The organism is Archangium sp. (genome assembly GCF_036277355.1).
GTDB lineage: Bacteria > Myxococcota > Myxococcia > Myxococcales > Myxococcaceae > Archangium.
The window spans coordinates 13,571-38,873 of the sequence record NZ_DASUNC010000041.1; the positions used below are offsets into that span (position 1 = coordinate 13,571).

The 25,303-nt window shown below is 69.6% G+C and carries 24 protein-coding genes; 15 read left to right on the top strand and 9 right to left on the bottom strand.

The window, feature by feature from the left end:
• Position 1: 1 nt before the first annotated feature.
• The 3 genes from VFZ09_RS10115 to VFZ09_RS10125 all read right to left on the bottom strand — a co-directional run bounded on the left by VFZ09_RS10115 (position 2) and on the right by VFZ09_RS10125 (position 3,657).
• Entirely contained in the window at positions 2 to 1,831 is a 1,830-nt protein-coding gene (locus VFZ09_RS10115) for a serine/threonine-protein kinase (RefSeq protein ID WP_329727310.1), read from the bottom strand.
• Between the two features lie 111 nt (positions 1,832 to 1,942).
• Positions 1,943 to 2,434 (bottom strand): RecQ family zinc-binding domain-containing protein, encoded by a 492-nt coding sequence (locus tag VFZ09_RS10120; RefSeq protein WP_329727311.1) that lies wholly within the window; start codon positions 2,432 to 2,434, stop codon positions 1,943 to 1,945.
• A gap of 197 nt (positions 2,435 to 2,631) precedes the next feature.
• Entirely contained in the window at positions 2,632 to 3,657 is a 1,026-nt protein-coding gene (locus VFZ09_RS10125) for a hypothetical protein (RefSeq protein ID WP_329727312.1), read from the bottom strand.
• A 187-nt stretch (positions 3,658 to 3,844) separates the two neighbouring features.
• On the opposite strand from VFZ09_RS10125, the gene VFZ09_RS10130 reads away from it, so the two are divergent.
• Positions 3,845 to 4,300: an RsbRD N-terminal domain-containing protein gene (locus tag VFZ09_RS10130; RefSeq protein WP_329727313.1), complete on the top strand. Its 456-nt coding sequence runs from the start codon at positions 3,845 to 3,847 to the stop codon at positions 4,298 to 4,300.
• On the opposite strand, the gene VFZ09_RS10135 is transcribed toward VFZ09_RS10130, so the two are convergent.
• Positions 4,297 to 5,829 (bottom strand): MBOAT family O-acyltransferase, encoded by a 1,533-nt coding sequence (locus VFZ09_RS10135; RefSeq protein ID WP_329727314.1) that lies wholly within the window; start codon positions 5,827 to 5,829, stop codon positions 4,297 to 4,299. The genes VFZ09_RS10130 and VFZ09_RS10135 overlap by 4 nt on opposite strands.
• Positions 5,830 to 5,980: 151 nt before the next feature.
• Between VFZ09_RS10135 and VFZ09_RS10140 the strand changes: the two genes are divergently transcribed.
• The 6 genes from VFZ09_RS10140 to VFZ09_RS10165 all read left to right on the top strand — a co-directional run bounded on the left by VFZ09_RS10140 (position 5,981) and on the right by VFZ09_RS10165 (position 12,217).
• Positions 5,981 to 6,637 carry a helix-turn-helix domain-containing protein gene (locus tag VFZ09_RS10140; protein WP_329727315.1) on the top strand — a complete coding sequence of 219 codons (657 nt, stop codon included), beginning with the start codon at positions 5,981 to 5,983 and terminating at the stop codon, positions 6,635 to 6,637.
• Positions 6,634 to 7,902 (top strand): ABC transporter permease, encoded by a 1,269-nt coding sequence (locus tag VFZ09_RS10145; RefSeq protein WP_329727316.1) that lies wholly within the window; start codon positions 6,634 to 6,636, stop codon positions 7,900 to 7,902. Before VFZ09_RS10140 ends, VFZ09_RS10145 begins: the two co-directional genes overlap by 4 nt.
• On the top strand, positions 7,899 to 9,164 hold the full coding sequence (locus tag VFZ09_RS10150; RefSeq protein ID WP_329727317.1) for an ABC transporter permease: 1,266 nt from the start codon (positions 7,899 to 7,901) through the stop codon (positions 9,162 to 9,164). The genes VFZ09_RS10145 and VFZ09_RS10150 overlap by 4 nt, the downstream gene beginning before the upstream one ends.
• A gap of 37 nt (positions 9,165 to 9,201) precedes the next feature.
• On the top strand, positions 9,202 to 9,927 hold the full coding sequence (locus tag VFZ09_RS10155; RefSeq protein ID WP_329727318.1) for an outer membrane lipoprotein-sorting protein: 726 nt from the start codon (positions 9,202 to 9,204) through the stop codon (positions 9,925 to 9,927).
• 124 nt (positions 9,928 to 10,051) lie between these two features.
• On the top strand, positions 10,052 to 11,476 hold the full coding sequence (locus tag VFZ09_RS10160; RefSeq protein WP_329727319.1) for a hypothetical protein: 1,425 nt from the start codon (positions 10,052 to 10,054) through the stop codon (positions 11,474 to 11,476).
• 12 nt (positions 11,477 to 11,488) lie between these two features.
• A complete protein-coding gene (locus VFZ09_RS10165) occupies positions 11,489 to 12,217 on the top strand; it encodes an ABC transporter ATP-binding protein (RefSeq protein ID WP_329727320.1) in 729 nt (242 codons plus the stop codon).
• 72 nt (positions 12,218 to 12,289) lie between these two features.
• Here VFZ09_RS10165 and VFZ09_RS10170 read toward each other — a convergent pair whose 3' ends face one another.
• Positions 12,290 to 12,556, bottom strand: a complete 267-nt coding sequence (locus VFZ09_RS10170; protein ID WP_329727321.1) for a hypothetical protein — start codon at positions 12,554 to 12,556, stop codon at positions 12,290 to 12,292.
• Between the two features lie 433 nt (positions 12,557 to 12,989).
• Between VFZ09_RS10170 and VFZ09_RS10175 the strand changes: the two genes are divergently transcribed.
• Genes VFZ09_RS10175 through VFZ09_RS10185 form a run of 3 tightly spaced genes read left to right on the top strand, consistent with a single transcriptional unit; the run spans position 12,990 to position 16,014 of the window.
• A complete protein-coding gene (locus tag VFZ09_RS10175; RefSeq protein ID WP_329727322.1) occupies positions 12,990 to 13,289 on the top strand; it encodes a hypothetical protein in 300 nt (99 codons plus the stop codon).
• Between the two features lie 50 nt (positions 13,290 to 13,339).
• Positions 13,340 to 14,680 carry a sensor histidine kinase gene (locus tag VFZ09_RS10180; RefSeq protein WP_414640691.1) on the top strand — a complete coding sequence of 447 codons (1,341 nt, stop codon included), beginning with the start codon at positions 13,340 to 13,342 and terminating at the stop codon, positions 14,678 to 14,680.
• Positions 14,677 to 16,014, top strand: a complete 1,338-nt coding sequence (locus VFZ09_RS10185; protein ID WP_329727324.1) for a sigma-54 dependent transcriptional regulator — start codon at positions 14,677 to 14,679, stop codon at positions 16,012 to 16,014. The genes VFZ09_RS10180 and VFZ09_RS10185 overlap by 4 nt, the downstream gene beginning before the upstream one ends.
• A gap of 95 nt (positions 16,015 to 16,109) precedes the next feature.
• On the opposite strand, the gene VFZ09_RS10190 is transcribed toward VFZ09_RS10185, so the two are convergent.
• From VFZ09_RS10190 to VFZ09_RS10200, 3 genes are all read right to left on the bottom strand, one after another.
• Complete coding sequence (locus tag VFZ09_RS10190; RefSeq protein ID WP_073563030.1) at positions 16,110 to 16,523, bottom strand: secondary thiamine-phosphate synthase enzyme YjbQ; 414 nt, start codon at positions 16,521 to 16,523, stop codon at positions 16,110 to 16,112.
• A gap of 64 nt (positions 16,524 to 16,587) precedes the next feature.
• Positions 16,588 to 17,322 carry a phospholipase gene (locus VFZ09_RS10195; protein WP_329727325.1) on the bottom strand — a complete coding sequence of 245 codons (735 nt, stop codon included), beginning with the start codon at positions 17,320 to 17,322 and terminating at the stop codon, positions 16,588 to 16,590.
• An 11-nt stretch (positions 17,323 to 17,333) separates the two neighbouring features.
• Complete coding sequence (locus VFZ09_RS10200; RefSeq protein WP_329727326.1) at positions 17,334 to 18,128, bottom strand: peptidylprolyl isomerase; 795 nt, start codon at positions 18,126 to 18,128, stop codon at positions 17,334 to 17,336.
• Between the two features lie 229 nt (positions 18,129 to 18,357).
• Here VFZ09_RS10200 and VFZ09_RS10205 point away from each other — a divergent pair, with 229 nt between their 5' ends.
• The gene (locus tag VFZ09_RS10205) at positions 18,358 to 21,528 is read left to right on the top strand and encodes a lipase/acyltransferase domain-containing protein (RefSeq protein WP_329727327.1); all 3,171 of its coding nucleotides are present in this window, start codon (positions 18,358 to 18,360) and stop codon (positions 21,526 to 21,528) included.
• Between the two features lie 3 nt (positions 21,529 to 21,531).
• On the opposite strand, the gene VFZ09_RS10210 is transcribed toward VFZ09_RS10205, so the two are convergent.
• Positions 21,532 to 22,473, bottom strand: coding sequence for a lipase (locus VFZ09_RS10210; RefSeq protein ID WP_329727328.1), 942 nt, complete (start codon positions 22,471 to 22,473; stop codon positions 21,532 to 21,534).
• Between the two features lie 199 nt (positions 22,474 to 22,672).
• Here VFZ09_RS10210 and speD point away from each other — a divergent pair, with 199 nt between their 5' ends.
• Genes speD through VFZ09_RS10230 form a run of 4 tightly spaced genes read left to right on the top strand, consistent with a single transcriptional unit; the run spans position 22,673 to position 25,295 of the window.
• Positions 22,673 to 22,999 (top strand): adenosylmethionine decarboxylase, encoded by a 327-nt coding sequence (speD, locus tag VFZ09_RS10215; protein ID WP_329727329.1) that lies wholly within the window; start codon positions 22,673 to 22,675, stop codon positions 22,997 to 22,999.
• Positions 22,996 to 24,897, top strand: coding sequence for a DUF4178 domain-containing protein (locus tag VFZ09_RS10220; RefSeq protein WP_329727330.1), 1,902 nt, complete (start codon positions 22,996 to 22,998; stop codon positions 24,895 to 24,897). The genes speD and VFZ09_RS10220 overlap by 4 nt, the downstream gene beginning before the upstream one ends.
• Before the next feature lie 15 nt (positions 24,898 to 24,912).
• Positions 24,913 to 25,062 (top strand): hypothetical protein, encoded by a 150-nt coding sequence (locus VFZ09_RS10225; protein WP_329727331.1) that lies wholly within the window; start codon positions 24,913 to 24,915, stop codon positions 25,060 to 25,062.
• A gap of 5 nt (positions 25,063 to 25,067) precedes the next feature.
• The gene (locus tag VFZ09_RS10230; protein WP_329727378.1) at positions 25,068 to 25,295 is read left to right on the top strand and encodes a DUF350 domain-containing protein; all 228 of its coding nucleotides are present in this window, start codon (positions 25,068 to 25,070) and stop codon (positions 25,293 to 25,295) included.
• The last annotated feature ends 8 nt before the right edge of the window (positions 25,296 to 25,303 follow it).

Below are 25,303 nucleotides of genomic sequence, written 5' to 3' on the forward strand. Positions count from 1 at the left end.
CTTACTTGCGTTTGCCCTTGGGCGCTGGGGCGGGCTTGGGCGCGGGCCGCTTGACGGGAGCGGGAGCCACCGTCCTGGGCGTTTCCACCCGGACGGGCGTTGACGCCTGGACGACACCGGCGGGCTTGGGCGGCAGGGGCTTCACCAGGTAGCTGAAGTTCTCGGCCTGACAGAAGCCCTCGATGCAGCCGAGGGCGGGGACGGGCGCGCTGCCGAACCGCCGCTCCTGCCAGTTCAGCCCCAGCTGCAGGGGCTCGAGGATGGGACGCTTGTTCTCCTTGGTGCCCAACGAGGCGATCAGGGCGCCTTCCTCATCCACCGTCAGCTCGAGCTCCACGGGGCCTTCGGGCGCATCGGGCCCCAGCATGGTGCCTTGCTTCTCCCCCAGGCTCCACTCGAGCCGGATGGGGACACCGGCCCCGCCATACACCAGAGCCACGAACCGCTTCTGCTCCAGATCGTGCGCCGTCAACATCAGCGCGACCTGCGCGTCCGGCCGAGGCTTTTGGAGATTCATGGCCTGGGCGAGCGTCTCGAGGAAGGTGGGCTCGTTGCTCTGGACGTTCACCCGGGCCATGAGGCGGGCGGTATCCCCCCTCATCCCCGGCAGATCCACGAGCATGAGGCCGGTGCGCGACTGACCCTCGACGGCCGGGAAGACGAGCTTCCTGTCCTTGATTTCGAAGGGACGGCCGGAGAACTGCAGCACGGGTTTGTCGGGCCCTTCACCCAGTGTCACCTTGCGCGGCTCGCCGTCCGAGGACGTCAACCTCCCCGGAGAGATTGGCCTCTGAGGTGGCCCGAGATCCTCGGTGAGTGCATTGCCCGGTGTCACCTGCACGATCTTCCGGGTGGCTTGATAGTACGCCATGCCCAACACGCCCATCGCGGTCAGCACCAGCAGCGTGGCCACGGCCTGCAGCGTGACGCGCACCGCCTTCTTCAGGGCCCGGCCCACGCGCTGCATCGTGCTGAGCTTCGCCGGCCGCATGGTGGTGTAGTGCGGGGCGAGGGGCTCCAGATCCCGGATGAGCTCGGTGACGTTCGCGTAGCGCTCCGAGGGCTGTTGCTTGAGGCAGCGCTCGATGATGCCGTCCAGCCTCGAGTCCAGCTTCGGCTTGCGGCGCGAGGGGGGCTCGAAGCTGCCCGCGGGCAGCTCGCCCACCAGCATCTCGTACAGGATGAGGCCCAGCGCGAAGATGTCCGCGCGCCCGTCCGCGTTCTTGGCGTCCACGCGCTGCTCGGGCGCCATATAGGACAGCGTCCCCATGGCCATATGGGTGCCGGTGAGGGCGAAGCGCGTGGTGGTGTCCTCGAGGAACGAGGCCAGCCCGAAGTCCGTCACCTTGGGAAGGTCACCGGCCTGCACGTCGAAGAGGATGTTCTCCGGCTTCAGGTCCCGGTGGATGACGTTGCGGCCGTGCGCGTACTCGATGGCCCGGCAGATCTGCAGCATCACCCGCAGCGTCTCCTGGTAGTCCTGCTGGGGCGCGCGCATCCGCTCACGCAGCGAGGGCCCGTCCACGAACTCCATCACCAGGAAGTACGTCGACGCGTTGCTGCCCTTGTCGACGATGGAGACGATGTTGGGGTGGTGCAGGGTGGCGAGCGCCGCGGCCTCCTTCTGGAAGCGGGCGACGAAGCTCTCGTCCTGGGCGAGCTGCTGGTTGAGCAGCTTGACGGCGACGATGCGGTTCAAGGACAGCTGGGTGGCCTTGTGCACCTCTCCCATGCCGCCGGCGCCGACGAGGCTCTCCAAGCGGTAGCCGGGGATGAGATCCGGCGAGTGCGTCCGGCTGATGGCGGTCGAAGTAGCGTCGAGCGATGACATGGGGGGCTTGGAAAGACGGCTCGCAGGCTAGCAGAACCTTCCGCTTCCGGGCGTACACGTTGATCCAGGACGCTACAGGCCCGTGCGTGTGAAACAGGTGCCGTTTTCCACCTACACCGCACGGGTGGGACTGGCTGCGTCGAAGTGGCCGGCGGCACGTTCCTCGCAGTTGTCACAGTGCCCACACTCCGCGTGCTCCGGCTCATCGAAGTACTCGCCGAGCAGCCGCCAGCGGCACCCGGTGGTCTGCCCGTAGCGCATCATCTGCTGAAGGCGCTGGCGATCACTCTGGTGGCGCGTGTCGTAGGCGGAGAGATAGCCGGCGAGCTCCTCGGCGGTCTCGAAGTCGCGCAGCTGCTTCAGCCCACGAGTACCACGCTCGAGGATGCCGGCCCCGGCGAGCTGTGCCACCAGCACCTTCACCCGGTTGGCCGGAAGGCCCGAGGCCTCGGTGAGCACCTGGAGGGATACGGGTTTGCCCTGACGGTGGGCCCACAGCTCGCGCAGCACCGAGTAGAGCGCCTGGGACTCCTCGCGCCGCGGGTACTTTCCCCCGAGGAAGTAGCTCTGGATGCGCTTGTCCTCGAGCCGGTAGAGGAGCACCGCGCGTGCTGGCTCGCCATCTCCAGCTCGGCCGGGGTTGGCCGTGATTCGCTCCTGCCGCGTCCTTGTCTCCGGAAGTGCCCATGGCGTCCCTCAAGGTAGGGGGCCGTGTTCACCCCCGGGAGCCAGCCTGGACCCTGGACCAACGAGGTCCGTCCGGGGGACGGCCGAGCACGCTCCTTCGAGTTCTCGCGTGCTTACGGCACTGGCGGACCACTCACCGGAGCGGAAGGGCTCGCCTGCCCGCCCGCCCGGAAGCTCCGCAGACCTTCGGTGTAGAGCGCGCGGTAGGCCTCCAGCGGCAAGCCGCTCAACCGGACGCCGAACGTGTCCTGCTGCCCCGCGAGCCTGCGGGTGACGCGGGCGTTGACCTCGTTGCCGTAGTGGCGTCCGTCGTAGGTGTTGCCGGTGCGCGCGGTGACATCCGAGGGCACGGCGAAGTCGTAGACCTCGTCGAGCACGGACGTGAGCGCGTGCAGGCTGCGCAGGTAGTCCGGCAACATGCCCGCGCGCTCCAGTTCGGCCAGGTGCCACGCGGACAGCGGAGGCATCCACCCGATGAAGCGGGCCTCGGGGAAGAGGCCGCGCAGCTCGCCGAAGCGTGCCACCCGGGCCGGGTCCAGCACGCGCGGGGGGAGCCACACGCCGCCCGCGGGGTCGAAGGTGCCGGCGTCGGGGCGGATCACCACCTCGAAGCGCTCGTCGTAGAACTTGGGGTAGGGCGACTGGTCCAACACCGCCAGCACCGACCAGAGGAGCGCGTCCAGGGACAGGTAGCTCTTCCAACGCGGCGGTGGGGGCTCGCTCCGGGCGACGAAGTCCGGCACGTCCACCTGCGCGTCCACGCGGGGGTCGAAGTTCACGAAGTCCGTCCCGACGATGACGAGCGAGGGCCTCGCCCCATGCGCGCGCAGCCACCGGGCATAGGCGAGGAACTCGCCCACCACGCCCGCGCTGAACGCGAGGTTGAGGCAGCGGTGCGGCGCCAGCAGCGAGGGGTGGACGATGGTGGAGGTGGAGCTGCCCAGGATGAGGCAGTCGTAGCGGGCGGGGTCCTGGAGGAAGAGGTTGGCCTTGGAGACGCGCTCGTTGAACTCGTAGTTGCGCCCGGTGAGGCGGTTGCCCCGGCCGTACCAGAGCGGATCCACGAGCAGGTTGAGCGCGAGCGCCCCCAGCACGAGCACCGCCGTGGCCACCGCCCAATGCTTGAGGTATCTGTCCATGCTCACGGGCTCGTCCGGGGGCGGAGCATCGCCGCTTCGGCGGGCAGACGGAAGGAGCCAGAGGGCCCCTGTCTTCCCGCCTGCCCGGCATGCCGCCGTGAATCAGCCCACGGACCAGGACCGCCCGCCGGGACAGAACGCCGCACAGGTACCAACGTTCTTCCAGGGCCGTCGCGGGAGAGCACCCATGAAAACCGTCGCCGATATGATGGAGGCCGGCTCGGAACAGATCTTCGAGCGCTGGTTGGAGCGGGTCCAACGGGACCATGCACCCGGGCAGCTCTCCAGGCCGGAGCTGGCGGACCACATTCCGGACTTCCTGCGGGAAGTGGTGGCGGCCCTGCGCCGGGAGGAGGAAGGGGAGGCACCCAAGACGCACCGGGTGGGCCCCCTGGGCTGGGAGCATGGAGCGCAGCGCTTCCGCGTCGGCTTCGACCTGCCGAGCATGGTGCGCGAGTACGGCGCCCTGCACGACTGCATCTACGAGTTCGTGGACGAGCAGGGACACGCGCTCGTTCGCGTGGAGGAGGTGAGGGTGCTCGTGCAGTGCTTCAACCGGGCCATCTCGGAGGCCGTCGTGCACTACACGCGCATCCGCGAGCGGGAGCTCCTGGGGGAGGACGCGTCTCCGCCTCCGGCCTAGAAGTTGTAATAGATGAACTCGCTCACCTCGCTGAGGCGGAGGAGGGCCACGGCGGCCATCGCGGCGCAGGCGAGCACCTGGCCCGGAGTGGGCTGCCAGCCCCAGCGTGACACCGGGAAGGCGCGAGGCGCGTCGTCCACCAGCGCGGGGTTGTGCGGCCCCATCCAGCGGTGCTGGCCCCCGGAGAGGAACACCACCGGCAACGCCGCGAGCAGCACGCCCGTCTTCGTCGCCGCCCGGAAGAAGCCGGAGAGGTCGTCGTTCCACACCGCGCGGAAGGCGAGCCCCGTCTTCGCGCCGTCGGCCAGGCCCGCCATGCCCCGGAGCACGCCGAGCGCGCCCTCGAGCGTCTCGGCGCGGAAGAAGACCCAGGCCACCACCACGGCCACATACGTCGCGGCGATGGCCAGGGGCCGCGTCCATCGGCCCTCCTGCCCGAGCGGCGCCAGGCCCCACCGCTCGCGCAACGCGGTCCACACGTGGGTGACGACGAGCAGGGCCCCATGCAGCCCGCCCCAGAGGATGAAGTTCCACCCGGCACCGTGCCACAGCCCGCCGAGCAGCATGGTGAGCATCAGGTTGACGTAGCGGCGGACGCGGCCCTTCCGGTTGCCGCCCAGCGCCACGTAGAGGTAGTCGCGCAGGAAGCGCGAGAGCGAGATGTGCCAGCGGCGCCAGAACTCGACGATGCTCGCCGAGCGGTAGGGCGTGTCGAAGTTGAGCGGCAGGCGGATGTTGAACATCCACGCCAGCCCGATGGCCATGTCCGAGTAGCCGGAGAAGTCGAAGTAGAGCTGCAACGAGAAGGCGATGGCGCCCACCCACCCGTCCACGAGGCCCACGGGCACGCCCTGAGCGGCGGCGGCGAAGACGGGGTTGGCGAACTGCGCGACGACATCCGCCACGGCCACCTTCTTGAACAGGCCGCGGAAGAAGCAGGTGAGGCCCACGGTGAGCCGCTCGGAGCGCAGGCGCGCCACGTCGGGCGAGGCGAACTGCGGGAGCATCTCGCGGTGGTTCACCAGGGGCCCGGCGATCTCATGCGGGAAGAAGGTGACGAAGAGGCCGTAGCGCAGGACGCTCGGCTCGCGGTGGCCGGTGCGGTAGCAGTCGACGAGGTAGGCCACTTGCTGGAAGGTGTAGAAGGAGATGGCCAGCGGCAGCCGGGGCGGCGCGTAGTCCCAGTGTGTCCCGAGCAGCGCCTGGAGGTTCTCCACGAGGAAGCCCGAGTACTTGAAGTACGCGAGCAGCCCGAGGTCAATCGTGAGTCCGGCGATGAGGAGCCAGCGGGCGCGGCGCGTGTCCACGGAGGAGAGCGCGGCGATGCGGGCGCCGAGCAGGTAGTCGAAGGACAGCGAGGCGACGAGCAGCAGCACGTAGCCGGCGGACCACCAGCCGTAGAAGACGAGCGAGGCGGCGAGGAGGGAGAACAGCGCCTCGCGCGTGCGGCCGCGGTGTCCCAGCCCGAAGTAGACGAGGAGGGCCGCGGGAAGGAAGACGAAGAGGAAGACGTGCGAGTTGAAGAGCATCCGCGAGCCGGAGGGGGGCCGGTACTTCCCAGGTTACCAAATCTCCCCTCTCCCCTCGGGAGAGGGACGGGGTGAGGGTGCCTGTCCCCGAGCTCCCCCTGTAGCCCCCCTTGTGAACTTATTGAACGTTCGTTAAGTAAAAAGCCCACGCATGGCGAGGCCGACGAAAGAGGAAGCCCGGGACACGCGCCGCCTGATTCTGGAAGCGGCGTTGGAGCTGTTCTCGGAGGGAGGCTTCGCGGGCACGTCGATGAGGCAGATTGGCCGTGCGGTGGGGGTGCGCGAGAGCGCGCTGTACCACCACTTCGCGTCGAAGGCGGCCATCTTCGAGGCGCTGTTGCAGGAGATGGGGCCGGGCCGGTTGGAGCGGCTCGAGTCGCTGGACCTGGACGCGCTGCCGCGGGAGGGCCCCGAGCCGTTGCTGCGCTCCATGGCGCGCTCCCTGGTGGAGAGCTGGAGCACGCCGCACGCGCAGAAGTTCATCCGCATGCTGATGGCCGAGGGCCCGAGGTTGAAGGACGCGGGCCTGGTCCACGCCGCCATCGTGGCGAGCCGGGGCCGGCTGGGCGTGCTCTTCTCGGAGCTGGTGCGGCGGGGAGCCATCCGGCCCGGGGACACCGAGCTGTACACCCTGGAGTTCATGGGGCCGCTGCTGATGATGCGGCTGATGTACCTGGTGCTGGCCGGAGGCACGCCGGACCTGGAGCGCCTGTTGGAGCGCGTGGACGCGCACGTGCACCATTTCTGTGAGTCCGTGAAGGCGGGGGAGACCATGACCGTGAAGTCCGTGTCGAGGAGGCGCTCATGAGGCTGCTGTCGCTCGCGGCGCGCAACCTGCTGCGCAACCGGCGCCGCACCGCCATCTCGCTCGTCGCGCTGGTGGTGGGCGTGGGCGCGATGGTGGGGCTGCGTGGCTTCGTCAATGGCCAGCAGCGCGTCATCCTGGAGAACCTCGTCTTCGGACAGGTGGGCGCGGTGCAGGTGCACAAGAAGGGCTACCTGGCCAACGTGCAGGGCTCGCCGCTCACGCTGGACATGGCGGACTCCGAGGCGTTGCGCCAGCGCATCGCGTCCGTGAAGGACGTGGTCGCCGTGTCCCCGCGCATCGCCTTCGGCGGGATGATCTCCCTGCCGGACGTGGAGGGCTCCCCGGAGGAGGACAGCGCCGGCCGGACGGGCTTCCTCCAGCTGACCGCGTTCGACCCGGCGCTGGAGCCGAAGGTGACGCCGCAGCGCTCGACGTGGCTGGGCAAGGGCGCGCACCTGTCCGGGGTGGAGGCGCCGGAGCTGCTGCTCAACGCGGACATGGCGAAGAGCCTCCGCGCGGAGGTGACGGAGGCCGGGGTGCCGTCGGAGCGCTGGCCCGCGCTGCTGTCGGGAGACCGGGACGGAGCGCTCAACGGAGAAGCGGTGCGCGTGGCCGGGACGCTGGTGAGCGCGACGCCGGGAGACCGGAGGCAGGGGTACGTCCCGCTGGGGACGGCGCAGCGGCTGTTGCGGATGGAGGGGCGGGTCACCGAGTACGCGCTGGCGGTGACGCGGATGGAGGACGCGCCGCGGGTGCGAGACGCGGTGCAGGCGCTGCTCGGGCCCGAGTACGAGGTGCACACGTGGGATCAGGTGCTGCCCTTCGTGGCGCAGCTGGTGGGCCACCAGGACTTCATCTTCGGCATCATGACGTCGGTGTTCCTGCTGACGGTGCTGTTGGGCATCGTCAACGTGATGCTGATGAGCGTGCTGGAGCGGGTGCGGGAGATTGGCACCATGCTGGCGGTGGGGACGCGGCGGCGGCAGGTGGTGTCGCTCTTCCTGATGGAGGGCGCGGTGCTGGGGCTGGTGGGCGGCATCCTCGGCGCGCTGGTGGGGTGGGCGGTGACGCTGTGGCTCGGGCAGCGGGGCATCCACCTGCCGGCGCCCGGCGCGGTGGCGGACAGTGTCATCCGTCCGCATGTGTCGGTGTTGTACCTCGTGCGCGCGGTGGGCATGGCCACGGTGGGCGCGGCGCTCGCCGCCCTGTGGCCCGCGTACCGCGCCGCCCAGCTCCGTCCGGTGGAGGCCCTGGCCCACTCATGAGCTCCCTCTCTTCCATCGCCGCGCGCAACGTGGCGCGCAACCGCCGCCGCAGCCTCGTCACCCTGGCCGCCGTCCTGCTGGGCGTCACGGCCGTGCTCGTGCTGCGCGGCTTCATCGACGGCTTCGTGCGCCTCATGGTGGACGACATCGTCCAGGGCAAGACGGGCGCCCTGCAGATCCACACCGCCGGCTACCTGGACAGCAGCGACGCGCTGCCGCTGGATCCGAGCATCCCCTACGACGACTCCGTGCTGGCCCGCGTCCGCGCCGTGCCCGGCGTCACCGGTGTCACCGGCCGCATCCAGTTCTCCGGGCTGGTGAGCAACGGTGTGTCCCAGACGATGTTCGTGGGCCGGGCGTTGGACCTGGTCACGGAGAAGCAGGCGGTGCCCCGGGCGGGCTTCGACGTGCTGCCCGGAGGCCGGACGCTCGCGGGCGGGGACCATGCCCACGCGATTCTCGGCAACGAGCTGGCGCAGTCCTTCCACGCCGTGACGCCCGCGGAGAAGGCGAAGGCGGCGGGCGCCGAGGGAGTGGTGGACCGGGTGACGCTCGCCTCGTCGAGCCCCAAGGGCCGGGCCAACTCGCTGGACGTATCGGTGGAGGGGCTGAGCGTGTCCAGCCTGCCCTTCGAGAACAAGCGGGTGGTGACGGTGCCGCTGAAGCTGGCGCAGGAGCTGCTGGGCATGGAGGGGCGGGTGACGGAGCTGGCCGTGGCGGTGGATGACCTGCGCAACCTGGAGCGCATCGCGGCGGACCTGCGCAAGGAGCTCGGCCCTCGGTACGAGGTGCACACGTGGCAGGAGCTGCAGCCCTTCGTGCGCGACATCATCAGCCGGCAGAGCTTCGTGATGGGGCTCATCTCCGTCATCCTCTTCATCATCATCCTCACGGGCATCATCAACACCATGTTGATGAGCGTGTTCGAGCGGGTGCGGGAGATTGGCACCATGCTGGCGGTGGGCATGCGCCGCAAGCAGGTGCTGACGATGTTCCTCGTGGAGGCGACGCTGCTCGGGGTGCTGGGCGGGGTGGGGGGCGTGCTGCTCGGGAGCGCCATCGTGCGAGGCATCGCGGCGCGGGGCATTCCCATGTCGATGGTGGTCAACAGCGGCTCGCAGTCCGTGCTGAGGCCGGAGCTGAATCCCGCGTTCATGGGGCTCACCCTGGCGGTGGCGGTGGTGGGAGCCCTGGCGGCGGCGGCGTGGCCGGCGTGGCGGGCCAGCCGGTTGGATCCGGTGGAAGCGCTGCGCTCGGTGTGAATCCCGTTTCCCCTTCTTCCTTTCAAGGAGCTTGCAGATGAGAGCCTTCACCCTCGCCCTGATGACGCTGCTCGTGGCGGCCCCGGCCCTGGCGGCGGAGCCTACCGCGGAGGAGTTGCTGGCGAAGTACGACGCGGTGATGGGGCCGCATACCTTCGAGACCGAGTCGGAGATGACGGCCTACCGTGAGGACGGCAGCAGCCGGACGTACGTGATGAAGCTGTTGCGCGGGGAGGACGACAAGTTCCGTGTCTGGTTCAAGGGGCCGGCGAGCGTGAAGGGGCAGGAGATGCTGCGCTCGGGCGACAACATGTGGGTGTACCTGCCCAACCTCAAGAGGGCGACGCGCATCGCCAACCGCGACAGCTTCCAGGGAGGCGACTTCAACAACGCGGACGTGATGCGGGTGAACTACACGAAGGACTACACGGCGAAGATGGTGACGTCGGAGGTGCCGGACACGTACGCGTTGGAGCTGAAGGCGAAGAACGCGGAGACGGCGTACGACAGCATCAAGCTGTGGCTGCGCAAGAAGGACGCGATGCCGGTGAAGGGGGAGTACTACGGGACGAGCGGGCAGATGCTGCGCAGCGCGGAGTTCACCGAGTACACGGAGTTCGAGAAGGGGTACACGCGGCCGGCGAAGGTGGTGATGCGCAACGAGCTGGTGAAGGCGAGGCGCTCGGAGATGGTGCTCAAGGGGATGAAGCTGAACGTGGAAGCGCCGGCCCAGCGTTTCACGCAAGCGGACCTGGGCCGCTGACCCAACCCCACTGCTCCCCATCATCCCATCCCGCCCAACCACTCCGCCCAACCACCCCGCCCAACCACCCCTCTCCCCTCGGGAGAGGGACGGGGTGAGGGTATCCGGCCCGAGGGTTCCCACCATGCGTGCCCTACTCGCGAGTCTCGTCCTCCTGACCACCGCCCCCGTGCTCGCCGCCGAGGTGACGGGCTACGTGGAGAGCCGCACGCAGTACCAGCGCTCGCGGGTGACGGGCCTGGTGCCGACGGACGCCCAACCGGAGCTGCAGCAGTTTCTGGAGCTGAACGTGCAGCCGCGGCAGGAGTACCGGCCCGGGGGCTTCATCTCCGCGGACCTGTCGCTCTTCCTCCAGGCATCCGGCCGCTACCGCGGCCTGGACGCGAACGGGAACGAAGTCTCGGTGGCGGAGAAGGAGTCGAGCGCGGCGAAGCCACTGCTCTCCCTCAACGAGCTGTACGTGAGCCACGAGGTAGTGCCGCAGCTGCACCTGCTGGCGGGAAAGAAGCGAGTCATCTGGGGAGCGGGGATGGCGTTCAACCCGACGGACCTCATCAACCCGCCGAAGGACCCGACGGACCCGAACTTCCAGCGCGCGGGCGCGTACATGGTGCGGGTCGAGGTGCCGCTGGAGAAGTACACCTTCTCGCTGCTGGCGAGCCCGGCGGTGCTGAAGCAGCAGAACGGGCTGCCGCAGGCGCTGCTCGCATACCCGAAGTGGGACAAGAAGGACGACGAGCTGCACTACCTGCTGGCCGCGCGGGCCTACACGCTGGTGGCGGACGCGGACGTCAACCTGATGCTCTTCCACTCCAACCTGTACGGGGACGCCTTCGAGGACAAGACGCGGCTGGGCTTCTCCTTCTCGCGCTACTTCTTCACGGACTACGAGCTGCACGTGGAGGGGCTGGTGGGCTTCGGCTCGGCGCGGCGCTACCCGGTGGGGGCGTGCCTGGAGGACCGGCCCTCGGCGGTGGGCTGTGTGCTCCGGGGCGAGGCCTTCTTCTCCACCAAGCGCCTGGACGAGCAGAAGCTCCGCCCGCGGGTGCTGGCCGGCACGCGCTACATGTTCAGCGACGAGTCGATGCTCTCGGTGGAGTACCTGTACCAGGCGGACGGGCTGAAGCGGGACGAGCTCCAGTACTACGTCAACGGGCTGGGCCTGCTTCGGGTGGCGAGGGAGCTCGGCCTGGACCCCTCGGGGGTGGACCCGGGCGGGAGCGTGGACACGGGGCTGCCGCAGAAGTTCAGCTTCGAGCCGATCGGGCGCCACTACGCCTTCATCAGCTACCAGAAGCCGAAGATTCACGACGACTTCACCTTCAACGTGGTGGTGATGGCGAGCCTGCAGGACCTCTCGGGCCTCATCACCCCCAGCCTCTCCTGGGCGGCCACCGAGTGGATGACGCTCACGCTCTCGGGCTTCGTGCCCTGGCAGGGCCCGGACTCGCTCGCGGTGAAGGTGCCGGAGAGCGACACGCACGTGAGCGAGCTCAGCCTGATGCCCATCGAATACCGCGGCCTCTTCCAGGTCCGCCTCTTCTACTGAAGGACGTGTGCCATGCCCTCGCAGAACCTCCTCGAGCTGAAGGCCATCACCAAGGACTACCTCCTGGGCAAGACGAAGGTGAGCGCGCTGCGCGGTGTGGACCTGGAGGTCTCCGCCGGCGAGTTCACCGTGGTGACGGGCCCCTCGGGCAGCGGCAAGACGACGCTGCTCAACATCATCGGGTGCCTGGACCGGGCGACGAGCGGCTCCTACAAGCTGGATGGTGAGGAGGTCGGAGACCGGGACTTCGACGCGCTCGCCGACGTGCGCAACCGGAAGATCGGCTTCATCTTCCAGAGCTTCAACCTCATCCCCGTGCTCAACGTGGCGGAGAACATCGAGTTCCCGTGCATGGTGCGCAAGGACAGCGAGGGCAAGGCGGCGCTGCGCCAGCGGGTGGTGGCCCTGGCCGCGGCGGTGGGGCTCGAGCCCTACCTGCACCACAAGCCGGACGAGCTCTCGGGGGGCCAGCGGCAGCGCGTGGCCATCGCCCGGGCGCTCATCACCGAGCCACGGCTGGTGCTGGCGGATGAGCCCACGGCGAACCTGGACTCGGCGACGAGCGAGCAGATCCTCGCTCTGATGCTGCGGCTCAACCGGGAGAAGGGGGTGACGTTCCTCTTCTCCACGCATGATCCGCGGGTGGTGCGGCACGCGCGGCGGGCGCTGCACATCCAGGACGGGAAGATGGTGCCGGGCGAGCTCCAGGCCGAGGCCCTGAAGGCCGCCGGGGCGCACTGAGCCCGCAAACGGCGAGGGCGCCTCCCACGAAGGGAAGCGCCCTCACCGGTGCTTCGAGACGAAGCGGAAGGACTACTTGGTCTCGGCGGCGTGCTCGGCCTTCTTCTCGGCCTTCTTGCCGGCCTTCTTCTCGGCCTTCTTCGCCTCGGGCTTGGCCTCGGCCTTCATGGCCTCCGGCTTGGCCTCGGCCTTCATCTCGGCGGCGGGGGTGGCGGCCGGGGCAGCGGCGGCGGCCGGGGCGGCGGCGGGGGCGGCCGGCTTGGCCTCGACCTTCGCGGGCTCAGAGGCAAACGCGGACATGGAGGCGGTCAGGGCGATGGCGGCGATGATGTTCTTCATGTGGATTCTCCGAGCAGCAACGAAACGTCGCGGCATTGCGGCGTTGCGTGATGGACACTGAGCACCCGCCGTGCCACGGGCCCTTGAGAGGGGCCTGCACTGCGGAGTTGCGGAGAATCTCCCCATTCCGCCTACCCGGCCTGGGGGCACCCTCCCCAGAAAGCGCTGGAGGTCTTTGACGACACGCCGCGTCTTGGGGATGCTGGCCATGTCAGCCGGAGACAGTACAGCCCGGTCTAGCCCGGATGCGCATGCCGCGTGTCCGGAGGACGGGAGCGAAGGCATGCGGTACCTCTTCATCGCGTTGGCAGCGGGTGGATTGGGAGTGGGATGCGCGACCCCGCGGGTATCCTCTGAGCCCCTGATGTCGGTGGAAGTGGAGCGGTGGCAGGGGCGGTATCAGGAAGAGCGAGAACGTGCGGAAGCACTCGCCGTGAGGCTCGCCGAAGCGGAGAGTGCGCTGGAGGCGGCGGCCCAGGAGCGGGCGGAGACGGCGCAGCTGAACCAATGGTTGGAGGACGAACTGGGCCGAGCGGTGGCGGCGCGGCACTCGCTGGTGGAGCACAACGCGCAGCTGGTGACGCGGCAGCGGGAGCTGACGGCCCTGCAGGAGGAGCTGGAGGACGTGTGGTACCAGGCGGCGCTTTCCCGGGCCCGGCGGCGCAGCCAGCCCCAGCCCACGCAGGAGCCCTCGCAGGCGCCGGCTCCGCCGATGCCCGCTGGCAGTCCGTGACCGCTCGCGCCTCCATCCGTGGTTACCGCGCCGGCTTCCTGTTCGCGGTGATGCTGCTGTCGGCGGTGGCTGGCTTCACGCTCTGGACGGAGGTGCGCACCAGCCGTCAGGTGGCCGAGCGCGTCCAGGAGGCGCTCGACCGGGCGGGGTTGATTGGCCGCATCCGGGTGGACGCGCTCTCGCTGGAGTCCGCCATCGAGGCCCACATCCGCGCCACCGATGATCCCCAGCGCCAGGCCGCCGACGAGGTGATGGAGGACATCCTCGCGGACATCCGCCAGGCCACGCAGGCGTACACGCGGGAGCTGCCCCACGGTGACACGCTGGTGGTGTGGCAGCGCTTCAACATGGCCTGCACGCGGCTGGCCGAGCAGGTGCGCGCCGCGGCCGTCTTCTCCCATCGCCAGGAGTCCGAGCAGGCGCGGCACCACCTGGTGGAGCAGGTGCGCCCGCTGGCCGAGGAGATCGATGGCCTGGCGGGGCAGCTCGCACGGGAGAACGCGGACGAGGCCCGGCTCCTGTTGGACCACCTGGCCTCGCTGCGCGTGCGCAACCTTGCTTTTGGAGGCGGGGTGACGCTGCTGGCGGTGCTGGTGTCGCTCGGGGTGGGCTGGCGCATCACCTCGGTGCTGCAGCGGCAGGAGGCCACCATCCAGGCGCAGATGGAGGAGCTGGACCGGCGCAACCAGGAGCTGGACGCCTTCACCCGGCGCGTGGCGCATGACCTGATGGGCCCGCTGTCGCCGCTCAAGGGGTACCTGACGCTGTTGCGCCGCTCGGGGGCGGTGAAGGACGCGCAGGCGCTGGAGCTGGTGTCGCTCTCCGAGTCCAGCGCGGTGCGCATGGGCGAGCTCATCGAGGCGCTGCTGCGCTTCTGCCGCGCCGGCACCCGGGGCGAGCCCGCGGTGGGCGAGCTGGACACGGCGGTGACCACGCTGCTGCTGGAGGTGAGCCAGACGGCCGCCGCGCAGGGCGTGGCGCTGGAGCGCTCGCTGGAGTCCGGTGTGAAGGTGTCCTGCCCCTCGCAGTTGTTGCAGCTCATCGCGCAGAACCTGCTGTCCAACGCGGTGAAGTACACGGCGGGCCGGCCCGAGGCACATGTCTCCGTGAAGGTGGTGCGAGAAGGCGGCGAGGCGGTGCTGGAGGTGGCCGATAATGGCGCCGGCATGAGCCCGGAGACGCAGGCGAAGCTCTTCCAGCCTTTCTTCCGGGGCCCGGAGACCCGGGGGATTCCCGGGCACGGGCTCGGGCTGGCCACCACGAAGCGGCTGGTGGAGGCCCATGGCGGCGTGCTGGGAGTGCGCTCGGAGTTGGGCGTGGGCACCCGGGTGGTGGTCCGCTTTCCCCTCGCGGCCGAGGCCGCGCCCCCTGTTCGCGGAGTCGGTACATGAGTCCCGCCCGTATCCTCGTCGTCGATGATGATCCCCACGCGCGGGACCTGCTCAAGCGCCTGCTCGGCATGCTCGGCCAGGTGTTCCAGGCCTCGCACCCGAAGGAGGCCAGCACGCGGCTCGCCGAGGAGGGGCCGTTCGACCTGGTGCTCACCGACATGGCCATGCCCAACGCGGGCGATGGGCTCACGGTGTTGAACGAGGTGCGCGCGCAGCTGCCGGACACGCCCGTCATCGTGGTGACGGCCTTCGGCAACATCGAGGGCGCGCTGGACAGCATCCAGCAGGGCGCCTTCGACTACCTCGCCAAGCCCTTCGACGTGGACGCCATCGTCCGCGTGGCGAAGCGCGCGCTGGAGCAGAAGCGGCTGGTGGAGGAGAACCGCTCGCTGCGCAAGCAGGTGGAGCGTGGCTCCATGGTGGGGCGCAGCCCGGCGCTGCTCGAGGTCTACAAGCAGGTGGCCCGGGCGGCGGCCACGTCGGTGCCGGTGTTGATTACCGGCGAGACGGGTACGGGCAAGGAGATGGTGGCGCGTGCGCTGCACCGGCGCTCGCCGCGCTCCAGTGGCGCCTTCATTCCCGTGGACTGTGGCGCCATCGCCGAGTCCCTCATGGAGAGCGAGCTGTTCGGCCATGCGCGCGGCTCGTTCACCGGAGCCTCGGGGGCGCGGCGCGGTGTGTTCGAGGAGGCCCACGGGGGCACGCTGTTCCTCGACGAGATTGGGGACGTGGGGCCCAAGGTGCAGGCGCAACTGTTGCGCGCGTTGCAGGAGGGGGAGATCCGCCGCGTCGGCGAGAGCGCTCCGGTGAAGGTGGACGTCCGCGTGGTGGCCGCGACGAACAAGGATTTGAAGGAGCGCGTGGCCGAGGGGTTGTTTCGCGAGGATCTGTTGTACCGGTTGGACGTCGTGCACCTGCACCTGCCGCCCCTGCGCGAGCGGCGGGAGGACATTCCCGCCCTGGTCGAGCACTTCGCCGCGCTGCATGCCCGGGGGGGTGTGGCTCCTGTTGTCACGGCCGAGGTGATGACGCGGCTCACCGCGTACGACTGGCCGGGCAACGTGCGGCAGTTGGAGAACGTGGTGGCCCGGGCGCTCGCGCTCAACGTCACCGGTGTGTTGGGGCCGCAGGATTTCCCCGAGCCCATTGGCGATGCGCCGAAGAAGCTCAGTGGCCTGGCCGGGGACATGCCGAGTCTGGCGGAGCTGTCACGGCGTTATGCGGCCCATGTGCTCCAGCATGTGGGCGGGAACAAGAGCGAGGCCGCGCGGTTGCTCGGCGTGGACCGCAAGACGCTCTACAAGTTGCTCGAGGCCCAGGAGCCCGCGGAGTAGGGCAAACGGGTGGGAACCCGGGGCGCTCGATACCCTCACCCCGTCCCTCTCCCGGAGGGCGAGGGGAGATTGGGGGAGATTGGGGGGCGCGGGCCTCAGCTCACCACGGAGACGGTGACTCGGCGGTGGTGCGGGGACGTCCGGTGCTCCCAGACGTAGATGCCCTGCCATGTTCCCAGGTTCGCTTCGCCTCCCTTGACCGGCACGTTCAGCGAGTTCTGCGTCAGCACCGTGCGCACGTGCGCCGGCATGTCATCCGGACCCTCCGCGTCGTGCCGGAAGAGCGGGTCTCCGTCCTTCACCAGCCTCGAGAAGAACGACTCCAGGTCCTTTCGCACGTCCGGATCCGCGTTCTCGCACAACAGCAACGAGGCGCTCGTGTGGTGCAGGAAGATGGTGCACAGGCCCTCCCGTGCACCGCTCTCCTCCACTGCTCGCTGCACCTCGCCCGTGATGTCGTAGAAGCCCCGGCCCCGCGTCGCCACCGTCAGTTCCTTCGCGCGATACATGGCTCGTCTCCTCCCGGGCCCTACGACCCTCACCCCGACCCTCTCCCAGGGGGAGAGGGAGCGTTCAACGACTCGTGAGACGGGTGTGCAGGAACTCCGCCATCCGCTCCAGCGTCTCCGGCGCGATCGTGTGCGGTCCGTTGAAGGGGAGGAACTCCACCGACAGTCCCGCGTTCGTCAGCAGATCCCTCAGCCGCTCCGCCTGCCCGTATGCCAGCACGGTGTCCACGCGCCCGTGGCTCTGCAGCACCGGCAGGCCCTTGCGCTTCTCCGCCCGCTGCTTCCACTCCTCCTGGCAGATCAGCGTCCCCGACAGGATGCACAACCCCGCCGGGGCCTCCTCCAGCCGCAGCGCCACGTCCGTCGTCACCATCCCGCCCTGGCTGAACCCGCCCAGCACCATCCGCCCATACGGCAGCTTCGTCGCCGCCGACAGCGCCGACAGCAGGCTCATCACCCCGCGCCTCGCCTGGGCCAGTCCCTCCGGGGTCGCCACCGCGAACTCGTCCCAGTCGCGCTCCTGCCCCATCAGCACCTCCTGCGGCAGGTTGAACCAGGCCCTCGCGTGCGGCATCCCCAGCGCGGACAGCGACAGCGGCGCCGCCGGGAACACGAAGCGCACCTTCGACGCCAGCTCCGGCTTCAGCTCCACCAGCTCCATCGCCAGCGGCACCAGGTCCGTCGCGGGCGCCCCGAAGCCGTGGCACAGCACCACCGCCAGCTCCGGGCTCGCTCCCTCGGGCACCCCATCCACCACCTGGCAGTCCAGCTCGCCCAGGCGCGTGCTCACACGTCGCATCGCGGCTCTCATTACTTGGGCTGCTCGGCGCTGATCGTCACCTTCTTGAGCACCACGTCCTTCAGCGGCCTGTCGCGCTCGCCGGTCGGCACCTGCGAGATGCGCTCCACCACGTCGTAGCCCTTCACCACCTCACCGAAGATGGTGTGCCGGCCCGTCAGGTGCGCGGGCGTCGACGTGGTGATGAAGAACTGGCTCCCGTTCGTCCCCGGTCCCCGGTTCGCCATCGCCAGCAGGCCCACCTTGTCGAAGCTCTTGCCGTTCTGGACCTCGTCCTCGAAGTTGTAGCCCGGCGAGCCCACGCCCATGCCCAGCGGATCTCCTCCCTGGATCATGAAGCCCGGGATGACGCGGTGGAAGATGACGTCCTTGTACAGCGGCGTGCCCTTCTTCACCTCCTGCGTCTTCGGGTCCGTCCACGTCTGCTCCCCGGTGGACAGGCCCACGAAGTTCGCCACCGTGAGCGGCGCCTCCTTCGAGAAGAGCCTCAACACGATGGTGCCCTGGTTCGTGTCCATCGTGGCGAACAGCTCCTGGCCCTCCAGCGCCTTCTTCTGCCAGGGGCCCGGGTTCTCCGCGGGAGGATTCGTCCGGGGCACCGGGCTGGAGCCGTGGACCTTGGGCTCGACGGCGAGCTGCGATTCCGGCGGAGGCGTGGCGGGCGGAGGCGTCGCGGGCGGAGGCGTCTGGGCCGCCGGGGGCGTCGTGGCGGGGGGCGTCGTGCCCTCGGCCTGCTTGTCCTTGTCCTTGGAGCAGGCGGTCAGGGCGAGAAGGAGGAGTCCGGTCTTCAGCAGTCGATTGCTCATGGGGCGGGCATCCTACAGAGCGAACGGAGGCTCGCAACCCGGGCCTTCGCGGAATGCAACGCTCTGAACCGGTGTTCAGAAGCGCGCACGTCCGCCCGGAGCGTTCAGTCCCATACCGTTGCCCTGATCCGGCTCGTGGGTAGGGAACCGTAGAATTCCCGCTATCGTCAGTTCTCCTGGAGCTCGAGCGTAGAGCGCCTGGGGTGGGTGTCCCTCTCTGGAGGAAGCAATGGCCGCCGTCATCAAGGATGTCGTCGTTCTGCTGCCGGGTCTGCTCGGCAGCGTGCTCAAGCGGGACGGCAAGGAAATCTGGGGGCTGTCGGGCAGCGCCATCTTCCGCGCGCTCTTCAGCGGCGCGGGCAGCGTGAAGTCCCTCACCCTGAAGTCCGACAGCGGGGGCGAGCTCGCCGATGACGGTGTGGAAGCCACCGCCATGCTGCCCGACACGCACCTCATCCCCGGCCTGTGGAAGGTGGACGGCTACACCCGCGTGGCCGAGACGCTGGTGAGCCAGCTCGGCCTCATCCCGGGCGCCAACTTCTTCGAGTTCCCCTACGACTGGCGGCGTGACATCCGCTTCACCGCGAAGCGGCTCGCCTGGCTGGCGCCGCGCTGGCTCCACGCGTGGCGCAACAGCCACGGCGGCCATCCCGACGCGCGCCTCATCCTCGTGGGCCACTCCATGGGCGGCGTCGTCTCGCGCTACTACCTCGAGTGCCTCGGCGGCTGGAAGGACACCCGCGCGCTCATCACCTTCGGCACGCCCCACCGCGGCTCGTTCATGGCGCTGCAGGCGCTCGCGCTGGGCTTCCGCAAGGACCTCGGGCCGGTGAACCTCTTCGACCTGACGGCCATGGTGCGCTCGCTGCCCTCGGCGTACCAGCTGCTGCCCATCTACCCGTGCGTGCAGCTGCCCGATGGGAGCCTCGTCCGCCCGGGCGAGATGAAGGGCCTCGGCGGGTTGGACCCCGTCCGGGCCGCGCAGGGCCTCGCCTTCCAGCGGGAGATCGAGAGCGCGATGCTGGCCAACTCGCGCAGCTCCGAGTACCTCGAGCGGGGCTACAACCTCCACCCCGTGGTGGGCACCTTCCAGCCCACGCTGCAGGGCGTGCGCGTCCAGGCGTCCGGCGCGGTGGAGATGCTCTACAGCGACCCGGATGGCACGGACAACGGCGGTGATGGCACCGTGCCGCGCGTCTCCGCCTTCCCCCTGGAGGAGCGGCACCACGCGCGTGTCATGTACAGCCCCACGTCCCACGCCTCGCTGCAGAACGCCTTCGAGGTGCTGGCCCACGTGCAGGGGGTGCTCACCGGCCAGGACATCAACCTCCTCAAGTACCGGGCGCCGGAGCAGGCCTCCAAGCAGCTCTCGCTGCACATCGAGGATGCGTACGCGCACGACGAGCCGGTGACGGTGCGGGTCCGCCCCTCGGCCGAGCCCGTCGCGCTCCGCGCCTTCGTCACCCACGTGAAGACGCAGCAGACCTGGTCGGCGGCGCTCGCGCGGGACGCGGATGGCTTCCACGTGGGCACGTTGCCGCCGCTGCAGGCCGGCATGTACCGCGTGAGCGTCAAGGGCGGCCCCGAGGTCATCCCCGTGACGGACGTCTTCGCCGTCTTCCACCGTGCGGGCGAGCTGCCCGTGGACGAGGAGGACGTGGTGGACGAGCTGGTGTGTTTCCAGTCCGCGGGAGCTCCGGATCCGGAGACGCAGCGGAAGGACACGAAGCCGGCGGAGCCCGTGATTCTCCAGCACAGCACCCTGGTGAAGCCCGCGCCGCAGGCCACCGAAGCCCCGGTGCCGCGGGACGAGGGGCAGGCCATTACGCGCTATCCCTCGGTGGAGCCGATCGTGCCCGCGCGGGCCGGCCAGGCGCTTCCGCTCACGGTGGACCTGTCGCTGGCCGAGGTGGGCGCGGTGACGGAGTCCGCGGGCGTCACCCTCTCCGGACTGGCGCCGGACTGGCAGGAGCTTCCCATCAAGGTCCGGCTGCTGTGCTCGGAGATGACGTTCCGTCCCGGGGCGGACACGGGCGTGGTGTTGGTGCGGCGCAACGAGGCCTCCATCGCCGCCACGTTGACCGGCACCGTCCACCCGAGCGCCTCGGGCGAGCTCACCGTGGTGGCCACCTTCGAGTACAACGGGCGGTTCTGCGGCGCGGCCCGCAGGCGCATCCCCGTCGAGTCCTCGGGCTCGGGGGGCGTGGATCCGTCCTCCTCGCGCTCCTCCTCGACACCTCCAGCGGGGATGGCGCCCGCGTCCGCCCGGGAGGCGGATGAGGGGAAGGGGACGTTCGCGCTCGAGGCCGGTGCCCAGAAGCCCCACCTGACGGTGCAGATCCACCGGTTGGACAAGGGCAACCCGCGGCGCCTGTACTGGATGCTCCACGTGTCGGTGCCGTGCAAGGGATTGCCGGCGCGGCTCTCGGGAGACCTGGACCTGGGCTCGGACCCGTCCGCCTTCTTCCAGAGCGTGGCCGCCACGGCGCGCGAGCTGCGCTCCGGCGATCACTTCCCCTGGTTCCTCGGGCTGGGGAAGCTGCTGTACCAGCGCACGCCCACGGCCTTCCGGGAGACGTTCCGGGCCCTGCGCCAGGAGTACGGGCCGGGTTTCCCCATCCAGTTCATCACGGATGATCCGCACATCCCCTGGGAGCTGATGGCGCCCGTGGATGTGCCGGACGCGGGGCTGCTGTGCATGGACCATCCGGTAGCGCGGTGGCTGCTGGACTACCAGACGTCGATGACGGCGCGCCTGTCGCACGGGGACATCCTCACCATCGCTCCGGACTACCAGTACCACGCACACCTGGCGCCCCTGCCGCAGGCGCAGGAGGAGTCGAAGCAGCTCTCCAAGCGCTTCCGGGCGGTGCGTGTGGCCGGCCGGCGTCAGCCCGTGATGAATCTGTTGGGCGGTGGTTACGCGCCCACCGTGGGGCTGGTGCACTTCGCGGGGCACGGCAAGTACAGCCCGAACAACGAGGTGTCGCCCTCCTGCGTGTACCTGGAGGACGGGGAGCTGAGGACGCTCGAGGTCCGCAACTCCATGGTGATGCTGGGGCAGAAGTCGCGGCCGCTCGTCATCTTCAACGCCTGCGAGGTGGGCACGGCCACCGAGATGCTCGGAGGCATCGGAGGCTGGGCCGAGACGTTCGTGAGCGAGTCCTTCGCGGGCTTCATCGCGCCGCTGTGGCCGGTGCAGGACGCGCACGCGCGCAACGCGGTGGAGCAGCTGGTGGCGGACCTGAGGGAGAAACACCTCTCGGTGGGTGAGGCGCTGCGGCGTCTGCGCCAGAGCGAGGCGAGGACGTCTCCCACGTACCTGTCCTACGTGTACGTGGGGGATGTGATGGCGCGCTTCGCTCCGGCGGTTGCCGCGGCCAGCACCGCCGCGGCGTGAGCCTCAGGGCCGCGTTTCGAGTGCCAGGGCGACCATCGTCTCGGTGAGGTCGCCCGGGTAGTAGTTGGAGAAGCCGGGCAGGCCCGTGAGGGCCGCCTCCGCGTGGTCCATGTCGTCCAGCCGCACCACCCGCGAGCCCGGCACCTCCGCGTCCACCGCGTTCACCAATCCATCACACGCCCACCTATAACGCTCGTGCACGTAGGCGCACAGCGGCCGCATCAGCGAGCGCCTCGACAGCCGCGACGTCGCCAGCGACACCGTGGGAATGTCCATCGGGTACGGGTGCTGCCGCACGAACTCCATCCGCCGCGCGTACGACAGGTCCTCCACCGAGCCCGCATCCCCCTGGAACAGCGACGGAAACGTCACGTCCAGCAACCGCCGCAGCGAGGGCGTCGTCACCAGATCATTCGCGATGACCGAGCCGCCAAACGGCGACTGCAGCGTCACCACCGCGCGCACGTGCCGCCTCAACTCCGGGTAGAGCGCCAGCGTGCTCATCGCCTCCACGCCCCCCTTGCTGTGCCCCACCAGCACCACCGTGCGTCGGAAGTGGATGGCGTCCAGCAGCGCCTCGCGCACCACCTTCACGTTGTTCGCGAGCCGCCCCTCCGTGTCCACCGCCACCTCGCGCGTCTCCAGCCCCCGCTTCTCCAGCCGCGCCTGGTTGTCCTCCAGGTAGCCGGGCACCTCGTCCCCCATCATCCCCTTCACCATCAGGTACTGGTACCGCCGCGCCTCGTCCGGCAGCACCGGCTCGCCCTCGCGCACACGCTGGTACACCTCGCGGAACCGGGGCGTGATGTCCGTGGGCGGCGGCGTCTCCGCCTTGAACCACCCCGCCAGCCCCGTGCTCCCGGGGCCCGGCTCGCGCACCGCCTCGGGCAGCTCGCGCAGCGACCGCAGGAGCCGCGCCACCGCGCCCGGGGCGGGCTGCTGCAACGTGTGACGGGGAGTACGTACCCCCTCGACGGGCGGGGACGGCGGGGCTGGGGAAACGAGGTCCTTCCGAGACATACGGGCCCGCAGCGTACCAGGGCCGGGCCCTTCCGTTCTCCAGCACACACCGGCGAGGGGCTCGTGATAGAAGGTGGGCCTCGTAAGGGGAGGAAGGACGCTGACGACCGGACAGGAATGGCTCGTGGATGTGTGCGGGTGCCCGCCAGAGCGCCTGAAGGACACGGCTGCGCTCGCGGCCCTGTTCGAGGAGCTCATCGTGCGGATGGAGCTGAAGGTGGTCGGTCAGCCCCAGTGGCACGTGTTCCCGGAGCCGGGCGGCATCACCGGCCTCACGCTGCTGGCGGAGAGCCACCTCGCCGTCCACACCTTCCCCGAGCACGGCTTCGCCGCGCTCAACGTCTACTGCTGCCGCACCCGCGAGCGTCCGGACTTCGAGGCGCTGCTGGCGCGGCACCTGGGCGCGGCCTCCTGCCGCGTCCGTGAGCTGCCCCGGGGGGTGGAGGCGTGACGCAGGGCAACTGTCCTTCCTGTGGAGCTCCCGTCGAGTTCTCCGCGGGCACCGCACTGGTCGTGGTGTGCAGCCACTGCCAGACGGTGGTGGCCCGGCAGGGCAACCACCTCGAGGCGCACGGGAAGATTGGCGCCATCGTCGACACCGACTCGCCCCTCCAGCTCAACGCCGAGGGCCGCATCGGCCGCGACGCCTACCGGCTGGTGGGCCACCTGCAGAAGGACCACGGCGCGGGGCCCTGGGACGAGTGGTACGTGGAGTTCGACGACGGGCGCACCGGCTGGCTCTCCGAGTCCGAGGGCGCCTTCCACCTGCTGCTCGCCTCCGGCACCGAGCCGGAGCTGGTGCTCGAGGACTTCGAGCCCGGCCACCGCTTCTCGCTCCAGGGCCACCGGCTGGTGGTGGAGGAGCGCGGGCACGGCCGCGTGGTGTCCGCCGCGGGCCAGCTCCCCAGCGACGTGGACCCGGAGGCGGACAGCCACTACGTGGACGCCACGGGCCCCGGCGGCGTCTTCCTCACGCTCGACTTCGGCACCGGGACGAGCGAGCCCGAGGTGTACGTCGGCAAGAAGCTGAAGCTGACGGAGCTGGGCATTCCCCCGGACCAGCTGCGGCCCAAGGTGCGCAAGGTGGCGCTGCAGCAGGCGCGCTGCACGAACTGCAACGGCCCCCTGGAGCTGCGCGCGCCGGACCGCACCAAACGCGTGGCCTGCCCCTTCTGCGGCGCGCTGTTGGACGCGAGCCGCGGCAAGCTGTCCTTCCTCCAGCTGCTGGAGAAGCCGGACCACCCGCCGCTCATCCCCCTGGGCGCCAAGGGCAAGCTGCGGGACGCCGAGTGGGTGTGCATCGGCTTCCTGGTGCGCTCGTGCAACGTGGAGGGCGTCCGCTACCCGTGGGAGGAGTACCTCCTCTTCAACCGCCAGCGCGGCTTCATCTGGCTGATGCAGTCCAACGGGCACTGGACCCTCCTCGAGCCGCTGGCCGCCGGTGACGTGGCGGTGGCCCCGGGCGTGGCCGCGCACCTGGACAACCGGCGCTACCGGGCCTTCCAGAGCGTCATCGCCGAGACCGAGACGGTGCTCGGCGAGTTCTACTGGGAGGTCCAGGCGGGAGAGACCGCGCGGGCCGAGGAGTACGTGGCGCCCCCGTTCTCGGTGAACGTGGACCGCACCGACAACGAGGTGACGTACACGCTCGGCGAGTACCTGGCCCCCGATGTCATCCGCGAGGCCTTCAAGCTCGAGGAGCCCCTGCCCACGCCCGAGGGCATCGCCCCCAGCCAGCCCAACCCGCACTCCAGCAAGGGAACCTGGATGTGGACGGGCGTCTGGGCCACGGCGCTGCTCTTCATCTTCCTCGTCGCCAACATCATCGCCGACAAGCGCACGGTGCTGGTGCAGGAGGTCCGCCTGGAGCCGGACGCCCAGTCCGGCACGCCCTCGGCGATGACCTTCAGCGAGCCCTTCGACATCCACAAGCGCGGCAACGTGGAGGCCATCCTGCTGGCGCCGGTGAGCAACTCCTGGCTCGGCGTCCAGGGGGACCTGGTCAACGAGCAGACCGGCGAGACCGTCAGCTTCTACGACGAGGTGAGCTACTACTCCGGCCGCGACTCGGACGGCTCGTGGAGCGAGGGCAGCCAGACGGAGACGGAGTACCTGTCCGCGGTGGCCCCGGGGCGCTACGTGCTGCGCACCACGGCCTTCTTCGACGGCCGGCCCACGCAGGGCCAGGGCTACAAGGTGACGCTCGTGAGCGACACGCCGCGCGGCTCCTGGTTCTGCTGTGCGCTGGTCCTGCTGCTCATCGCGCCCGCGTTGGCCTTCTTCCGCTCCTCCAGCTTCGAGTCGGCGCGCTGGGCGGAGAGCAACCTGGGTTCCAGCTCGGATGATTGAGAAGAGAGGGTGTCCATGAAGTACATCGGTGGAGTCATCGTCATCCTCTATGCCGTGGTGGCCTTCACGGGCTGTGAGCCCTTCACCCGTTCGCAGCGTGGCCAGGCCTCGGCGCGCGGCGGCGGCGTGCGAACCTGGACCGGCGGTTTCATGGGAGGGAAGTGATGTTCCTGGGAGTCCTGTCAGTGGTGGTGAGCCTGGACAACCTGCTGGCGAGCCTCGTGTACTCGCTCGTCGGTCTGGCGGTGTTCGTCGCGGGCCTGTTCGTCTTCCGGCTCATCATGCCCTTCGATGTGCACAAGGAGATCGAGGTGGACCAGAACACGGCCCTCGGTCTCGTCATGGGCTCCTTCATCCTCGGCCTGGCCATCATCGTGGCCTCGGCCATCTCGGGCTGACGCCCCGC

What these genes read in the sequence shown, in the direction of transcription:
- VFZ09_RS10185 (WP_329727324.1), top strand. Translation starts at nt 14,677, where the DNA reads ATGAGTCCCGCCCGTATCCTCGTCGTCGATGATGATCCCCACGCGCGG.
- VFZ09_RS10165 (WP_329727320.1), top strand. Translation starts at nt 11,489, where the DNA reads ATGCCCTCGCAGAACCTCCTCGAGCTGAAGGCCATCACCAAGGACTAC.
- VFZ09_RS10140 (WP_329727315.1), top strand. Translation starts at nt 5,981, where the DNA reads ATGGCGAGGCCGACGAAAGAGGAAGCCCGGGACACGCGCCGCCTGATT.
- VFZ09_RS10125 (WP_329727312.1), bottom strand. Translation starts at nt 3,657, where the DNA reads ATGGACAGATACCTCAAGCATTGGGCGGTGGCCACGGCGGTGCTCGTG.
- VFZ09_RS10130 (WP_329727313.1), top strand. Translation starts at nt 3,845, where the DNA reads ATGAAAACCGTCGCCGATATGATGGAGGCCGGCTCGGAACAGATCTTC.
- VFZ09_RS10205 (WP_329727327.1), top strand. Translation starts at nt 18,358, where the DNA reads ATGGCCGCCGTCATCAAGGATGTCGTCGTTCTGCTGCCGGGTCTGCTC.
- VFZ09_RS10195 (WP_329727325.1), bottom strand. Translation starts at nt 17,322, where the DNA reads ATGCGACGTGTGAGCACGCGCCTGGGCGAGCTGGACTGCCAGGTGGTG.
- VFZ09_RS10190 (WP_073563030.1), bottom strand. Translation starts at nt 16,523, where the DNA reads ATGTATCGCGCGAAGGAACTGACGGTGGCGACGCGGGGCCGGGGCTTC.
- VFZ09_RS10180 (WP_414640691.1), top strand. Translation starts at nt 13,340, where the DNA reads ATGCTGCTGTCGGCGGTGGCTGGCTTCACGCTCTGGACGGAGGTGCGC.
- VFZ09_RS10115 (WP_329727310.1), bottom strand. Translation starts at nt 1,831, where the DNA reads ATGTCATCGCTCGACGCTACTTCGACCGCCATCAGCCGGACGCACTCG.
- VFZ09_RS10150 (WP_329727317.1), top strand. Translation starts at nt 7,899, where the DNA reads ATGAGCTCCCTCTCTTCCATCGCCGCGCGCAACGTGGCGCGCAACCGC.
- VFZ09_RS10155 (WP_329727318.1), top strand. Translation starts at nt 9,202, where the DNA reads ATGAGAGCCTTCACCCTCGCCCTGATGACGCTGCTCGTGGCGGCCCCG.
- VFZ09_RS10200 (WP_329727326.1), bottom strand. Translation starts at nt 18,128, where the DNA reads ATGAGCAATCGACTGCTGAAGACCGGACTCCTCCTTCTCGCCCTGACC.
- VFZ09_RS10145 (WP_329727316.1), top strand. Translation starts at nt 6,634, where the DNA reads ATGAGGCTGCTGTCGCTCGCGGCGCGCAACCTGCTGCGCAACCGGCGC.
- VFZ09_RS10160 (WP_329727319.1), top strand. Translation starts at nt 10,052, where the DNA reads ATGCGTGCCCTACTCGCGAGTCTCGTCCTCCTGACCACCGCCCCCGTG.
- VFZ09_RS10225 (WP_329727331.1), top strand. Translation starts at nt 24,913, where the DNA reads ATGAAGTACATCGGTGGAGTCATCGTCATCCTCTATGCCGTGGTGGCC.
- VFZ09_RS10135 (WP_329727314.1), bottom strand. Translation starts at nt 5,829, where the DNA reads ATGCTCTTCAACTCGCACGTCTTCCTCTTCGTCTTCCTTCCCGCGGCC.
- VFZ09_RS10170 (WP_329727321.1), bottom strand. Translation starts at nt 12,556, where the DNA reads ATGAAGAACATCATCGCCGCCATCGCCCTGACCGCCTCCATGTCCGCG.